Below are 13,520 nucleotides of genomic sequence, written 5' to 3' on the forward strand. Positions count from 1 at the left end.
ATCGACAATTACATGCCCTTGGCCGATTGGCGCGACGGTGACGACCATGCCGATGCCAGCGCAGGGGCGATCCACGATCTGGCCTATCTGCGGTCCAATATCGCGGGCGGGGAAGGCTATGACTGGTATTACCCCACGCCAGAGGCCCGGGCGGCGCAGCGCCGTGTGCCGATTACCGATGGTGCGGGTGAGCCTTGGGTCTGGCGGGTGAAAGACATCGCCGGATGGTGGTCGCATCGCCATCATGACCGCGTGGATGGTCAGCGCAAGGATCAGCCCACGGCTTGGGTGCCGGGGTCAAAACCGATCTGGTTCACCGAATTCGGCTGTGCCGCCGTGGATAAAGGGGCCAATCAGCCGAACCGGTTTCTGGACGTCAGATCAAGCGAATCCGGTCTGCCGCATTATTCCAACGGCAACCGCGATGACCTGATGCAGATGCAATATCTGCGCGCCATGGTGCAGCATTATGCCGATCCGGCGCAGAACCCGGTGTCACCCATCTATGGCGGCCCGATGGTCGATACCGCGCGGATGCATGTCTGGGCCTGGGATGCGCGGCCCTATCCGTTCTTTCCGGCCAATCGCAGCCTTTGGGCGGATGCGGGTAATTATGCGCGCGGGCATTGGCTGAACGGGCGGGCGACGAACCTGCCGCTGTCCGCCGTTGTCGCGGCGATCTGTGAAGGGGCCGGTGTCACGGATTATGACGTGTCGCGCCTGTATGACGTGCTGCGCGGCTATCATCTGGACCGGGCGGTCAGTGCGCGGGCGGCGCTGCAGCCTTTGATGCTCGCCTATGGATTTGACGCAGTGGAACGTGGCGGGGTGCTGGTGTTCCGCAACCGCACCGCTGCGATCGATGCGACCTTGCGCGCGGATGATCTGGCCCTTGATCCCGAAAAGGATCAGGCCTTTGCCCTGACCCGCGCGCCCGTGGCAGAGATGGCGCAAAGCGTGCAGGTGCTGCATCTGGATGCCGATGCCGATTATACCCCCGCCGCCGGGGATGCGCGCCACGGCGATGTCACATCTGTCACCGTGGCGCGCAGCGAATTGCCGCTGGCGCTGACCCGCGCCGAGGGGCGCAATATCGCCGCCCGCTGGCTACAAGAGGCGCGGGTGGCGCGCGATCTGGTCAGTTTCGCGCTGCCGCCGTCGCGGGGTCTGGGGGCGGGGGATGTCGTGGCGCTTGACCTGCCGGGGCATCAGGGGCGGTATCGCATCGACCGGGTGGAAGATGCCGGTCTGAAACTGGTCGAGGCGGTGCGGATCAGCGAAAGCACCCATCAGCCCGACCCGGCCGAGGATAGCCCAGCCGTTCTGACACCCTTTGCCGCGCCGGTGCCGGTGGAATTGTTGCTGCTGGACCTGCCGCTGCTGCGCGGCGATGAAATCCCCCATGCGCCGCAACTGGCGGTGGCGGGCGCGCCCTGGCCGGGGGCGGTGGCGGTCTATTCCGCGCCGCAGGATGAAGATTATGCGCTGCATGATATCCGCCGCGATCCCGCGATCATGGGCGAGGTGCTGACCCCGCTGCGGCGCGGGCGCGCCGGGTTGTGGGACCGGGAGGCGGGGTTCGATCTGCGGTTGATCGCGGGCAGCCTTGGGTCTGCCAGCACGCGCGCGGTGCTGGCGGGGGCCAACCTGATTGCCATTGGCGACGGGTCGGTCGATCACTGGGAAGTGCTGCAATTCCGCAAGGCCACGGCGCTGGGCGATGGTGCTTGGCGGCTGGCGGACCTGTTGCGCGGGCAGGCGGGCAGTCGCGGGATCATGCCCGATCACTGGCCCGCGGGCAGCAAGGTCGTGGTTCTGGACGCGCGGGTGGATCAGATCACCTTGCCCGCCGCCGCGCGCGGGCTGGACCGGCATTTCCGCTATGGGCCTGCCAAGCGGCCTTTGGGTGATCCCAGTTTCCGGTATCGTGTGGATGCCTTTGCGGGCAATGGATTGCGACCCTATCCGGTGGCGCATCTGCGTGCGCGGCACAGCGCAGGTGGCGTGCATCTGTCGTGGATCAGGTGCAGCCGGATTGACGGCGATATCTGGGCAGATGGTGAGATTCCGCTGGGCGAGGCGCGCGAGGCCTATCAGATCCGCGTGATCCGCGACGGGGTGATCCGGCGCAATGCGGTCGTGACCAGCCCCGTTTGGCATTACCCTGCGGACCAGATCGCAGCCGATCATGGGGGTGCTGCTTACCGGGTAGAGGTGGCGCAGATATCGGACCGCTACGGCCCCGGTCCGTTCACCGCACAGGTGCTGGGCTGATGCGCGGCGTGCATCTGGCCGATCTGGAATGGGCGGTGCGTGTCCTGCTGGCGGTGCCGCCTGCGGAACGGGCCGATCTGCTGGAACGGATGCTGATCACGGCCACGCGCGGTGATCAGTTTTACCGGCTGACCGGGCGCAACCATCCGGTGCATGGCACCGGCACGCTGATGTCGGTGGCGTCGCGCCTGCCGATGGCGCCGCGCCCTGCGGTGCTGACCCCGGACTATCTGCGCTGTCTGGCGATGATCGCATTGCGGATCGGCGATCAGTCGCGGTGATGTTACAGATCACGGATTACCCTTGGCGAAAGCCCCGGATCTGGATTAGAAACGGGGTCTGTGATAAGGAAAAGACCATGCGACAGCCCAAACCCGCCCTGAGCGAGATCGATCCGGTCTGGCACCGCATCCGTCAGGAAGCCCAAGACGCGATCACGGCAGAGCCGTTGATAGGCGGGCTTGTCCATGCCGGGGTGCTGAACCACGCCACATTCGAGGCCGCGCTGGGGTATCGGATTGCGATGAAACTGGCCTCGGCCGAGATGTCGGAACAGGTTCTGCGCGAAACCGCCAATGCCGCCTATCAGGCGGAGCCCGCGCTGGCGCTGGCGGCGCGCGCCGATCTGGTGGCGATCTATGACCGCGACCCGGCCTGCCACCGGTTTATCCAGCCTTTGCTGTTCTTCAAGGGGTTTCAGGCGGTGCAGGCGTATCGTCTGGGGCATTGGCTGTGGATGGAAGGGCGGCGCGACATGGCCTATTTCGTGCAGATGCGGGTGAGCGAGATTTTCGGGGTGGATATTCACCCCGCCGCAAGGATCGGCAAGGGGATCATGATCGATCACGCCCATTCGATTGTGGTGGGTGAAACCGCCGTGGTCGGGGATAATGTGTCGATGCTGCATTCGGTGACGCTGGGCGGGACCGGCAAGGAAGATGACGACCGCCATCCGAAAATCGGCAATGGCGTGCTGATCGGTGCGGGCGCGAAAGTGCTGGGCAATATCAAGGTCGGCCATTGCAGCCGGATCGCGGCAGGGTCCGTCGTGCTGGATGACGTGCCGCCGATGAAGACCGTGGCGGGCGTGCCCGCGCGGATCGTGGGCGAGGCGGGGTGTGCGCAGCCGTCGGTGACGATGGATCATCTGTTTCGGGAGTAGGGCGCCTGTCGGGATCGCTGTAACGCCGGCCCTTTGTGCGGGGTCTTGTATTTTGTCTCGAATCGTAACATATGAAGTTACATGAAAAGAGACAGCAAACTCTCCTCGGTCCTGCATGCGCTTTTGCATATGGCCGATCATGACGGGCCGATGACATCGGACGTGCTGGCGCAATGTATGCGCACCAATCCGGTGGTGGTCCGCCGCACGATGGGGCTGTTGCGCAATGCGGGGCTGGTCGCGTCGGAACGCGGTCATGCCGGGGGCTGGCGCATTTCTGCTGATCTGGACAAGGTCAGCCTGCGCGATCTTTTCGCCGCATTGGGGGAACCTGCGATCTTTGCCATGGGGCACCGGCAGGAGAACCCGCCCTGCCTTGTCGAACAGGCGGTCAATCAGGTGCTGGACAGCGCCTTTGCCGAGGCCGAGGCGCTGTTGCTGGCGCGTTTCGCGGATGTGACCCTGGCCGATCTGGCGGCGGATTTCAAAACCCGCCACGCCCCCTATCGCCATCTGAAGGAGTAAGAGAATGACCCATGACGTCGTTATCATCGGGGGCAGCTATGCCGGTATGGCTGCTGCCCTGCAACTTGTCCGCGCGCATCGCCGCGTGCTGATCATCGACGCGGGACAGCGCCGCAACCGGGCTGCCAGCCATGCCTATGGATTTGTCGGGCAGGACGGGATCGACCCGGCGGTGATCGCGGCACAGGCGCGCGCGCAGCTGATGTTGTATCCGACGCTGACATGGGTCGCGGGGGCGGTGGTGGCGCTGGCGGGCAAGCGTGACGATTTTACTGTCACGACGGATGCGGGTGCGGTTTATGCGGCGCGGCGGGTGATCTTTGCGGTGGGTGTCGCCGATACATTGCCTGCGATTCCCGGATTGGCAGACCGCTGGGGGCAGCATGTGTTTCATTGCCCCTATTGCCATGGGTTTGAGCTGGCGAAAGGCCGGATCGGCGTGATCACGGCCGGGCCAAATTCCTTGCATCAGGCCAAGTTGCTGCCGGAATGGGGGCAGGTAACGTTTTTTGTGAACGGCGCGCTGGCGCTGGATGACGCGGCCCGCGCCGATCTGGCAGCGCGCGGTGTCGTGGTGGAAGAGGCACCGATCAGCCATTTGGACGGGGCGGCGGATGTCGTGCTGGCGGACGGGCGGGTGTTGTCCTTTGCCGGGGTGTTCACGGCCCCGGTCAATGCGCCCGCGTCGCAGGTGGCGGCGGATTTCGGATGTGACATCGCGGAAAGCCCGTTTGGCACGATGATCGGGACGGATCAGGGCAAGCAGACCAGCGTCGCGGGGGTTTATGCCTGCGGCGATGTCGCCCGCGTGCCGCATTCGCTGTCACTGGCCGTGGCGGACGGGGCCTGGGCGGGCGGGCAGGTGCATGCGGGGCTGGTGTTTGGGTGAGGGGGCTAAGGTGTCGGTGAGGATGGAACGGTTGTTTCGGGAGTGAGGGGGGGTCTTCATCCGAATAATTTCGGGTTGGGGCGTGGGCGATAAGTACTATGCCTTATTCTGTCGCGAAAGTGCGTTCGACGCCATGTGTGAACGAACCGATGGGTGCGCCTGAGGCAAGGCGGCCAAAATTCTGGCTTCTGAGTGGCCTTGATCCCGTGAAAAAACAGCTAATAATCTTGCCGGGTCAGAAATTCTAAATTCCTCCATCGAAAGAAGGACTCGCCACACTTCTTTCGGTATCTCAAAACTTCTAGTGCCATCGCCTTTGGCGACCCCACACCAGAAACTGCGAATTAAACCGCTATCCTGAAGGCTGATGATTGTTGATAGATCTGGCTTTGCCCAAATTGTTCGATCCTGTTGGGCAAGAGCTTGGCAGAGTATTGCCACCTCGAAAATGTGTAGGTGAATGAGCCTTTTACGAACTGATCGCGCCTTTATCGGCGCGCTTATTAATCGCCCAACTGCGCTGATTATTTTAAGTAACGGGGGCAAGACAGATGCAACAGATAAGACAAGTGCGAAAATTGCGACAATTCGAATTGTAGGAAAGACCCACTCCGGCAGGCCAATAAACGAGTCAGGAAAATAATGTTGTAAGGCAAGTGCTGACGCACAAGAGAAGAACAACGACCAAGCTACTTTGCCACCAGCCTCGACCGCTGTAATGATTTGATTAACCCAATTCATGGAAACTACGCGTATCTCTTGTGTTGAAGTCGGTCAAGAAAACTGCGCCAGCGCGCTTTGTATTTACGAAGTCATGTATCGTTTGGTTCTATCTCAACCCAGATATTCGCAAACCCGAAAAAGCCCCGCCATCTGGCGGGGCTTTTCTCTTTGTCACCAGCCTTACGCCAGCATCGTCATCGGATTTTCCAGATTGTCCTTGATCGCCTGCAGCAGGTTCGCGCCCATTGCCCCGTCGATCACGCGGTGATCGACCGACAGCGTCATCGCCATCACCGTCGCGACGGCCAGTTCGCCGTCGGCACCGACGATGGGTTTTTTGACGCCAGCGCCCACGGCGAGGATGGCGGCGTGGGGTGGGTTGATGATCGCGTCGAAATTGTCGATGCCGAACATGCCGAGGTTGGAGATCGCGAAGCTGCCGCCCTGATATTCGCCGGGGGATAGTTTGCGGTCGCGGGCGCGGGTGGCGAGGTCTTTCATCTCTGCCGAGAGCGCCGACAGGGATTTCATTTCCGCGTCGCGCAGGACGGGGGTGAAGAGGCCACCTTCGATGGCGACGGCGACGGCCACGTCGGATTTGCTGAATTTCAGCGTGCGGTCACCGGCCCAGACGGCGTTCGCGTCGGGGACCTGTTGCAGGGCCAGGGCGCAGGCCTTGATGATGAAATCATTGACCGAGAGTTTGACGCCGCGCGATTCCAACTGCTTGTTCAGGGTGCCGCGGAATTTCATCAGCGCGTCGAGGTTGATATCGCGGCGCAGGTAGAAATGCGGGACGGATTGTTTCGCTTCGGTCAGGCGGGCGGCGATGGTTTTGCGCATGCCGTCGAGTTTGACCTCCTCAAAAGGCCGTCCGTCGTACATTTTGATGACGGAGTCGGTGCTGGGGCCGGTGGCCATAGCGGCGGCTTTTGGGGCCTCGGCCTTCGCGGGTGCGGCGTCGGATTTTGCCGATGGCTGGGCGCATTCGACGTCGGCCTTGACGATGCGGCCGTGGGGGCCGGAGCCTTGTACTTCTGTCAGGTCGAGGCCTTTTTCGGCGGCGATCCGCCGGGCAAGGGGGGAGGCGAAGATGCGGGTGCCGTCTTTTGTGGGGGCGGCGGGGGCAGGTGTCGCGTCGGTTTCGCCGCGCCCGTAACCTTTGGCGGGGGCGTCCTGAGGCCCCGGCTCGGGGGCCGGGGTGGGCGCTGGGGCCGCGTCACTGGTGTCATCCGGGGCCTTGATGTCGTCGGCGCTTTCACCTTCTTCCAGCAACACGGCGATGACGTCGTTGACTTTCACGCCTTCGGTGCCTTCGGGGATCATGATCTTGCCCATCACCCCTTCGTCCACGGCCTCGAATTCCATTGTGGCCTTGTCGGTTTCGATTTCGGCCAGAATGTCACCGGACGACACTTTGTCGCCTTCCTTGACGTGCCATTTTGCAAGCGTGCCTTCCTCCATCGTGGGGGACAGGGCGGGCATCAGAATTTCTGTGGGCATCTCTGTCTCTCCTTAGCGGTAGGTCACGGATTTGCAGGCATCGACGACTTCATCGACGGTCAGCAAGGCGTGTTTTTCGAGGTTGGCGGCATAGGGCATTGGCACGTCCTTGCCGGTGCAGTTGATCACCGGGGCGTCGAGGTAATCGAACGCCTGCTGCATGATCACGTTGCTGATATAGCCGCCGACGGACCCTTGCGGCCAGCCTTCTTCGACGGTGACGCAGCGGTTGGTCTTGCGCACAGATTTCAGAATGGTTTCGGTGTCCATCGGGCGGATGGTGCGCAGGTTGATCACCTCGGCGCTGATGCCTTCTTCGGCGAGTTTTTCCGCCGCTTGCAGGGCGTAGGTCATGCCGATGCTGAAAGAGACGATGGTGACATCACTGCCTTCGCGTTCGATTTTCGCCTTGCCGAAGGGGATGGTGAAATCATCCATGACGGGGACGTCGAAAGATTTGCCATACATGATTTCGTTTTCGAGGAAGATCACCGGGTTGGGGTCGCGGATCGCGGTTTTCAGCAGGCCCTTGGCATCGGCGGCGGAATAGGGGGCGACGACGCGCAGGCCGGGGATCTGCATGTACCAGGCGGTGTAATCCTGTGAATGCTGCGCGCCGACGCGGGCGGCGGCCCCGTTGGGGCCACGGAACACCATAGGCGCGCCCATCTGCCCGCCGGACATATAGAGCGTCTTGGCGGCGGAGTTGATGATATGGTCGATGGCCTGCATCGCGAAGTTGAAGGTCATGAATTCGACGATGGGTTTCAGACCACCGAAGGCGGCCCCTGTGGCGATACCCGCGAAACCATGTTCGGTGATCGGGGTGTCGATCACGCGTTTTGCGCCGAATTCGTCCAGCAGCCCTTGGGAGATTTTGTAAGCGCCTTGGTATTCGGCGACTTCTTCGCCCATCAGAAAGACATTGTCGTCGCGGCGCATTTCCTCGGCCATGGCGTCGCGGAGTGCTTCGCGCACTGTCGTTGCCTTGACCTCGACATCGTCGGCCCAGTCGGGGGTCGTGTCGGTCGCGGGGGCGGCGATTGTCGGTGGGGCGGCGAGTTTGCCTTCGGGACCGTTCAGCGCCTTGGGCGCGGGGGCGGTCGGTTCTTCTTTGGCTGCGCCGGCCTCGGGCACATCTTCGCCTTCTTCGACCAGTACGGCGATGGCGGTGTTGACCTTCACACCTTCGGTCCCGGCTTCGATCAGGATCTTGCCGATGATGCCTTCATCGACGGCTTCGAATTCCATCGTGGCCTTGTCGGTTTCGATTTCAGCCAGAATGTCACCGGAGGCGACTTTATCGCCTTCCTTGACCATCCATTTCGCGAGCGTGCCTTCTTCCATCGTGGGCGACAGGGCGGGCATCAGAATTTCAATTGCCATGGCTCAAGCCTCCTGCGGGATTTCTGTGGCGTAGATGTCTGTCCAAAGTTCGTCCAGATGCGGTTCCGGGCTTTCCTTGGAGAATTCGGCGGCTTCGTTGACCACGGCCTTGATTTCCTTGTCGATGGCTTTGAGGTCCTCATCCGTGGCATGTTTGCCGGTCAGCAGCATATCGCGGATCTGTTCGATGGGATCGCGTTCGTCGCGCATTTTCTGCACCTCGTCGCGGGTCCGGTATTTGGCGGGGTCGGACATGGAATGGCCGCGATAACGGTAGGTTTTGACTTCGAGAATATAAGGCCCCTTGCCTGCGCGACAATGTGCCACGGCCCGTTCGCCGGCTTCCTTGACGGCCAGCACGTTCATGCCATCGACCTCTTCACCGGCGATGCCATAGGCGGCACCGCGTTCCCACAAGGACGGTGATTTGGTGGACCGCACGACGGATGTACCCATGGCATAGCCGTTATTTTCGATCACGAAGATCACCGGCAGGTCCCAGAGCTGGGCCATGTTGTAGGTTTCATAGACCTGACCCTGATTGGCCGCGCCATCACCAAAGTAGGTGAAAGTGACGCGGTCATTGCCTTTGTATTTGTCGGAGAAGGCCAGACCTGCGCCCAATGGCACCTGCGCGCCAACAATGCCGTGGCCGCCGTAAAAATGTTTCTCTTTCGAGAACATATGCATGGAGCCGCCTTTGCCCTTGGAAAAGCCGCCTTCGCGCCCGGTGAGTTCGGCCATGATCCCCTTGGGGTCCATACCGCAGGCGAGCATATGGCCGTGGTCGCGGTAGGAGGTGACGCGTTTGTCGCCTTCGTCTGCCGCGGCCTCAAGGCCGACAACGACGGCTTCCTGCCCGATATAGAGGTGGCAGAAGCCGCCGATCAGGCCCATGCCGTAAAGCTGGCCTGCTTTTTCCTCGAACCGGCGGATCAGCAGCATTTCACGGTAATGTGTCAGCAATTCCTCGGCCGAGACATTGGATTGGCGAGCTGGGGATTTCGGGGCTGGCTTTTTGGGTGGCATGATCTCTCCTCCGCCGGTGCAGCATATAGTTTAGTATTAAACTATCTCGCAAGGTAAGGCATTTTGGTGGGGATGAAAACCGGGAATCTGACGTTGGGGAATGGGGGTGGTTCCTATCGCCGCGCAACCATGGGCAGGATCAGGCCCCATGGGGTAACTTGTTCCGGACCGATGGGTGTAAAGCCGAGTGTCGTGTAGACGGCTATTGCGCGGGCGTTGCGGGGGTGGGGGTCGGTCGCGATCATGGGCGCGCCCTGATCGAAGAGGGTTTGTATCCTTTGGCGGATGAAGGCTGTGCCATGCCCTTGCCCGAGCATCGCGGGATCGCCGATATATTGGTCTATGCCGCGTGCGCCCTTGGGAAGATGCGCGAAATGATGGTCGTCCCAGCCGTGGACGGTGTAATCCTGCATGAAGGCGAAGGGGCGAGCGTCCTGCGAGACGATCCGGCGCGCGACGCGGGAATCAGCCAGATCCTGTTCGCTGTAGGGTTCGTCGGTGTCCCACCATTCACGCACATGCGGGTGGGATTGCCATGACCGGAGCAGGGCAAGATCAGACAGCGCCACCTTGCGGAAGGTGTAGCCGCTGCGCATCTGTGATTACCGGATCACAATCTCATCCGCGCGGATCAGGCCCAGCACGTCGCGTGCCTGTTGGTCCAGCAGATCGAGGTCGAGGTAACTGTCGGACAGCCGCGTGGTGAGGTTTTCCATCCGCGCCACCTCTGCCTGCAGGGCGGCGAGTTCGACGCGCAGTTCGGCGGCTTCGGCGCGCACCTCGACCCGTTTGAACAGGCCGTTTTGCCCCTGGACGGCGGAAAAGGTGAAATAAAGCCCCAGCATAATCATGCACAGGAAATATAACAGCGCGCCCATCGCCGGTCTGTTGCGTTTCAACATCTGCTGCCCCTTTGTGGCGCCACTGCCGGGCGCTTGCCGTCAATGTGCCACAAAGGGGGGCGGATGGGAATCCTGAAAATCAATCGCGGCCGCGATAGATTTCCACCAGTTTGCCCAGCATCGCCAGCGCATCGCCGCGTTCGCGCTGGAAGGAATTGCGCCCGATGATCGACCCGTTGCCGCCGCCGTCGCGGATCGCGCGGGCGTCGTCGTAGACCGCATCGGCCCCTTTCGCGGCACCGCCGGAGAAGACGGTCAGGCGTCTGCCGGCAAAGGCGGCCTCGACGCAGTGGCGCACGCGGGCGGCCTGGGTGGCGATGTCGATTTTCTTGTCTTCATAGACCTTCTTGGCCTCGGGCAGGGACAGATCATCGGTCGAGAGTTTGATCTTGATGATATGTGCGCCCAGCAGGGCCGCGATCTGGGCGGCATAGGCGGCGATATCGATCGCGGTTTCGCCGGTCTTGTCGAGTGCTTCACCGCGTGGGTAGGACCAGATGACGGTGGCGATGCCTTTGCTTGCCGCCTCGTGCCGCATTTCGGCGATATCGCTGAACATGTTGAGCGCTGCGGAAGAGCCGGGGTAGATCGTGAACCCGATGGCCGAACAGCCAAGGCGCAAAGCGTCATCCACGCTGGCCGTGATCGCCTGGGTTTTGGGCGCGGCGTCGGGGATCAGCGAATTGGCGGAGTTCACTTTCAGGATCGTGGGGATCTGGCCCGCGAAAGTGTCCGCGCCAGCCTCGATCATGCCCAAAGGTGCTGCATAGGCGTTGAGCCCCGCGTCGATGGCAAGCTGGTAATGGTAATGCGGGTCATAACCGGCGGGGTTGGCGGCAAAGCTGCGCGCGGGGCCGTGTTCAAACCCCTGATCGACGGGCAGGATGATCATCTTGCCGGTGCCGCCCAATTTGCCGGCCATCAGGATGCGGGCAAGCTGGGCTTTGACGCCGGGTGTTTCGCCTTCGTAATGGCTCAGGATTTTCTGGACGATACGGGTGGTTTTCATGAACGTGGCCCTTTTGGCAGCGATGGTTGGGCAAGGGTTAGAGCGGCAGGCGCGCGGTTGCAAATATGTTAGCGCGAACGGCGGGGATTTTTGCGTTCACGGGGGCGCGGGGTAGGGCGCGTGCAAGCACGCGCCCTACGGTCGTGCCGTACGGCGCCGGTCCCGCCCTAGGGTGTCACCCCAGCGCCGCGACCCCCGGCAATGTTTTCCCTTCCATCCATTCCAGAAACGCCCCACCCGCGCCGGAAATATAGGTGAAATCTTCTGCCACACCCGCTTGGTTCAGCGCCGATACCGTGTCGCCGCCGCCGGCGACGGAGATCAGTTTGCCGTCCATTGTCAGCTTGGCCGCGTGGCGCGCGGCGGCGTTGGTGGCGGCGTCGAAGGGGGCGATCTCGAATGCGCCCAGCGGGCCGTTCCAGATCAGGGTTTTCGCCTTGTCCAGGACGGCGCTGATATAGGCGACCGTTTCGGGGCCTGCGTCGAGGATCATCGCGTCGTCGGGGCAGGCGTCGGGGGCGAGGGTTTCACTGGCCGCGCCTGCCTTGAATGCGCGGGCGACGACGATGTCGCGGGGCAGGATGATTTCGCAGCCCGCCGCCTGCGCCTTGGCCAGAATATCGCGCGCGGTGTCCGCCAGATCATGTTCGCAGAGCGATTTGCCGACACTGATGCCTTGCGCGGCGAGGAAGGTGTTCGCCATGCCGCCGCCGATCACCAGATGATCGACCTTACCGACCAGATTGCCCAAAAGGTCCAGCTTGGTGGACACTTTCGCGCCACCGACCACGGCCACGACAGGGCGGGCGGGGTTGCCCAAGGCCGCGTCGAGCGCGCCGAGTTCTTCTTCCATCAGACGCCCGGCGCAGGCGGGCAGCAGATGGGCGAGTGCTTCGGTGCTGGCGTGGGCGCGGTGGGCGGCAGAGAAGGCGTCGTTGACGTATATGTCGCCAAGGCTGGCCAGGCGCGCGGCGAAGGCGGCGTCGTTGGTTTCCTCGCCGGGGTGAAAGCGCAGGTTTTCGAGCAGCAGGACCTCTTCATCCGCCATCTCGTCCACGGCTTCGGCGTAGTTGGAGCTGACGAAAGTCACCGTCAGGCCCAGCACATCGGCGACGGTGCCTGCGATATGTTCGAGCGACATGGCGGGCACGACCTTGCCCTTGGGCCGGTCGAAATGCGCAAGCAGGATGACCTTGCCGCCCATCGCATGAATCGTATCCACGGTGGGGATGATCCGTTCGATCCGGCTGGTGTCGGTGACCACGCCGTTTTCCACCGGCACGTTGATATCGACCCGCACCAGCGCGCGTTTGCCGTCAAAATCCATGTCGTCGAGTGTTTTCCAAGCCATGTGATCCATCCTTTGAGGTTGCTTGCTGCTTTGTTGCGGCAATGATGTGCCCGCGTCAACCGCGCTGCCTTGGCTTTTGCGTCCGCGCACCATATGTCCAAGGGCAATCGCAAATGAAGGAGCCCAGAATGGCCGAGATCAAAGACCCAGAAAACACCATCATCATGACGCTGAAAGGCGGCGATGTGATTATCCAGCTGCTGCCCGATGTGGCCCCCGGCCATGTGGAACGGATGAAAACGCTGGCGCGCGCCGGTGCCTATGACAATGTCGCCTTTCACCGGGTGATCGATGGGTTCATGGCGCAGACGGGTGATGTGGCCAACGGCAATATGGAAAAGGATTTCAACATCCGCCGCGCGGGCACAGGCGGATCGGACATGCCTGATCTGAAGGCTGAATTTTCCAAGATCCCCCATGCGCGCGGGTCGATTGGTGCGGCGCGGTCGTCCAGCCCGGATTCGGCGAACAGCCAGTTTTTCATCAATTTCAAGGACAATGATTTCCTGAACGGGCAGTATACTGTCTATGGTCAGGTGATTTCCGGCATGGAACATGTCGATGGCATCACCAAGGGTGAACCGCCCGCGAACCCTGACCGGATGATCAGCGTGAAGGTGGCGGCTGATGTATAAGTCATTGATCGCATTGGCCTTGCTGGCCAGCCCCGCCTATGCTGCCGGGCTTGAGATTGATATTGCCGGTGAAGCCAATGGCACGATTGTCATTGATTTGTTTGAGGATGTGGCCCCTTTGCATGTCGCCCA

General features: G+C 61.9%; 14 protein-coding genes and 1 pseudogene. 7 read left to right on the plus strand and 8 right to left on the minus strand.

Annotation, left to right across the window (positions count from 1 at the left end; translation table 11 throughout):
• From ACK4TM_RS14345 to ACK4TM_RS14365, 5 genes are all read left to right on the plus strand, one after another.
• Positions 1-2,274, plus strand: a 2,274-nt coding sequence (locus ACK4TM_RS14345; RefSeq protein WP_409702443.1) for a glycoside hydrolase TIM-barrel-like domain-containing protein, incomplete at its 5' end; no start/stop codon positions are given.
• Positions 2,274-2,555, plus strand: coding sequence for a hypothetical protein (locus ACK4TM_RS14350; protein ID WP_409702445.1), 282 nt, complete (start codon positions 2,274-2,276; stop codon positions 2,553-2,555). The genes ACK4TM_RS14345 and ACK4TM_RS14350, both read left to right, overlap by 1 nt.
• 77 nt (positions 2,556-2,632) lie before the next feature.
• Positions 2,633-3,436, plus strand: coding sequence for a serine O-acetyltransferase (gene cysE, locus ACK4TM_RS14355; RefSeq protein ID WP_409702447.1), 804 nt, complete (start codon positions 2,633-2,635; stop codon positions 3,434-3,436).
• Positions 3,437-3,517: 81 nt separating this feature from the next.
• A complete protein-coding gene (locus ACK4TM_RS14360) occupies positions 3,518-3,961 on the plus strand; it encodes an Rrf2 family transcriptional regulator (RefSeq protein ID WP_409702449.1) in 444 nt (147 codons plus the stop codon).
• Positions 3,962-3,965: 4 nt separating this feature from the next.
• Entirely contained in the window at positions 3,966-4,850 is an 885-nt protein-coding gene (locus tag ACK4TM_RS14365) for an NAD(P)/FAD-dependent oxidoreductase (protein WP_409702451.1), read from the plus strand.
• A 96-nt stretch (positions 4,851-4,946) separates the two neighbouring features.
• Here ACK4TM_RS14365 and ACK4TM_RS14370 read toward each other — a convergent pair whose 3' ends face one another.
• The 8 genes from ACK4TM_RS14370 to ACK4TM_RS14405 all read right to left on the minus strand — a co-directional run bounded on the left by ACK4TM_RS14370 (position 4,947) and on the right by ACK4TM_RS14405 (position 12,753).
• On the minus strand, positions 4,947-5,591 hold the full coding sequence (locus ACK4TM_RS14370; RefSeq protein WP_409702453.1) for a hypothetical protein: 645 nt from the start codon (positions 5,589-5,591) through the stop codon (positions 4,947-4,949).
• A 162-nt stretch (positions 5,592-5,753) separates the two neighbouring features.
• Positions 5,754-7,076 carry a pyruvate dehydrogenase complex dihydrolipoamide acetyltransferase gene (locus ACK4TM_RS14375; RefSeq protein WP_409702455.1) on the minus strand — a complete coding sequence of 441 codons (1,323 nt, stop codon included), beginning with the start codon at positions 7,074-7,076 and terminating at the stop codon, positions 5,754-5,756.
• A 12-nt stretch (positions 7,077-7,088) separates the two neighbouring features.
• Positions 7,089-8,462, minus strand: a complete 1,374-nt coding sequence (locus tag ACK4TM_RS14380) for a pyruvate dehydrogenase complex E1 component subunit beta (protein WP_409702457.1) — start codon at positions 8,460-8,462, stop codon at positions 7,089-7,091.
• A gap of 3 nt (positions 8,463-8,465) precedes the next feature.
• A complete protein-coding gene (gene pdhA / locus ACK4TM_RS14385; RefSeq protein ID WP_409702459.1) occupies positions 8,466-9,491 on the minus strand; it encodes a pyruvate dehydrogenase (acetyl-transferring) E1 component subunit alpha in 1,026 nt (341 codons plus the stop codon).
• A 113-nt stretch (positions 9,492-9,604) separates the two neighbouring features.
• Positions 9,605-10,087: a GNAT family N-acetyltransferase gene (locus ACK4TM_RS14390; protein ID WP_409702461.1), complete on the minus strand. Its 483-nt coding sequence runs from the start codon at positions 10,085-10,087 to the stop codon at positions 9,605-9,607.
• A 6-nt stretch (positions 10,088-10,093) separates the two neighbouring features.
• Positions 10,094-10,393, minus strand: coding sequence for an FtsB family cell division protein (locus tag ACK4TM_RS14395; protein ID WP_409702463.1), 300 nt, complete (start codon positions 10,391-10,393; stop codon positions 10,094-10,096).
• A 79-nt stretch (positions 10,394-10,472) separates the two neighbouring features.
• Positions 10,473-11,402 carry a class I fructose-bisphosphate aldolase gene (locus ACK4TM_RS14400; RefSeq protein ID WP_409702465.1) on the minus strand — a complete coding sequence of 310 codons (930 nt, stop codon included), beginning with the start codon at positions 11,400-11,402 and terminating at the stop codon, positions 10,473-10,475.
• 175 nt (positions 11,403-11,577) lie between these two features.
• A complete protein-coding gene (locus ACK4TM_RS14405; protein ID WP_409702467.1) occupies positions 11,578-12,753 on the minus strand; it encodes a phosphoglycerate kinase in 1,176 nt (391 codons plus the stop codon).
• Between the two features lie 128 nt (positions 12,754-12,881).
• Here ACK4TM_RS14405 and ACK4TM_RS14410 point away from each other — a divergent pair, with 128 nt between their 5' ends.
• Together ACK4TM_RS14410 and ACK4TM_RS14415 are read left to right on the plus strand one after the other, a co-directional pair.
• On the plus strand, positions 12,882-13,388 hold the full coding sequence (locus tag ACK4TM_RS14410) for a peptidylprolyl isomerase (protein ID WP_409702469.1): 507 nt from the start codon (positions 12,882-12,884) through the stop codon (positions 13,386-13,388).
• A pseudogene (locus tag ACK4TM_RS14415) lies at positions 13,381-13,520 on the plus strand (peptidylprolyl isomerase); the annotation flags it as partial. The gene ACK4TM_RS14410 and the pseudogene ACK4TM_RS14415, both read left to right, overlap by 8 nt.

Source organism: Yoonia sp. (assembly GCF_046292185.1).
GTDB lineage: Bacteria > Pseudomonadota > Alphaproteobacteria > Rhodobacterales > Rhodobacteraceae > Yoonia.

Coding starts and splice junctions, on each gene's coding strand:
- ACK4TM_RS14350 (WP_409702445.1), top strand. CDS start 2,274: ATGCGCGGCGTGCATCTGGCCGATCTGGAATGGGCGGTGCGTGTCCTG.
- cysE (WP_409702447.1), top strand. CDS start 2,633: ATGCGACAGCCCAAACCCGCCCTGAGCGAGATCGATCCGGTCTGGCAC.
- ACK4TM_RS14360 (WP_409702449.1), top strand. CDS start 3,518: ATGAAAAGAGACAGCAAACTCTCCTCGGTCCTGCATGCGCTTTTGCAT.
- ACK4TM_RS14365 (WP_409702451.1), top strand. CDS start 3,966: ATGACCCATGACGTCGTTATCATCGGGGGCAGCTATGCCGGTATGGCT.
- ACK4TM_RS14370 (WP_409702453.1), bottom strand. CDS start 5,591: ATGAATTGGGTTAATCAAATCATTACAGCGGTCGAGGCTGGTGGCAAA.
- ACK4TM_RS14375 (WP_409702455.1), bottom strand. CDS start 7,076: ATGCCCACAGAAATTCTGATGCCCGCCCTGTCCCCCACGATGGAGGAA.
- ACK4TM_RS14380 (WP_409702457.1), bottom strand. CDS start 8,462: ATGGCAATTGAAATTCTGATGCCCGCCCTGTCGCCCACGATGGAAGAA.
- pdhA (WP_409702459.1), bottom strand. CDS start 9,491: ATGCCACCCAAAAAGCCAGCCCCGAAATCCCCAGCTCGCCAATCCAAT.
- ACK4TM_RS14390 (WP_409702461.1), bottom strand. CDS start 10,087: ATGCGCAGCGGCTACACCTTCCGCAAGGTGGCGCTGTCTGATCTTGCC.
- ACK4TM_RS14395 (WP_409702463.1), bottom strand. CDS start 10,393: ATGTTGAAACGCAACAGACCGGCGATGGGCGCGCTGTTATATTTCCTG.
- ACK4TM_RS14400 (WP_409702465.1), bottom strand. CDS start 11,402: ATGAAAACCACCCGTATCGTCCAGAAAATCCTGAGCCATTACGAAGGC.
- ACK4TM_RS14405 (WP_409702467.1), bottom strand. CDS start 12,753: ATGGCTTGGAAAACACTCGACGACATGGATTTTGACGGCAAACGCGCG.
- ACK4TM_RS14410 (WP_409702469.1), top strand. CDS start 12,882: ATGGCCGAGATCAAAGACCCAGAAAACACCATCATCATGACGCTGAAA.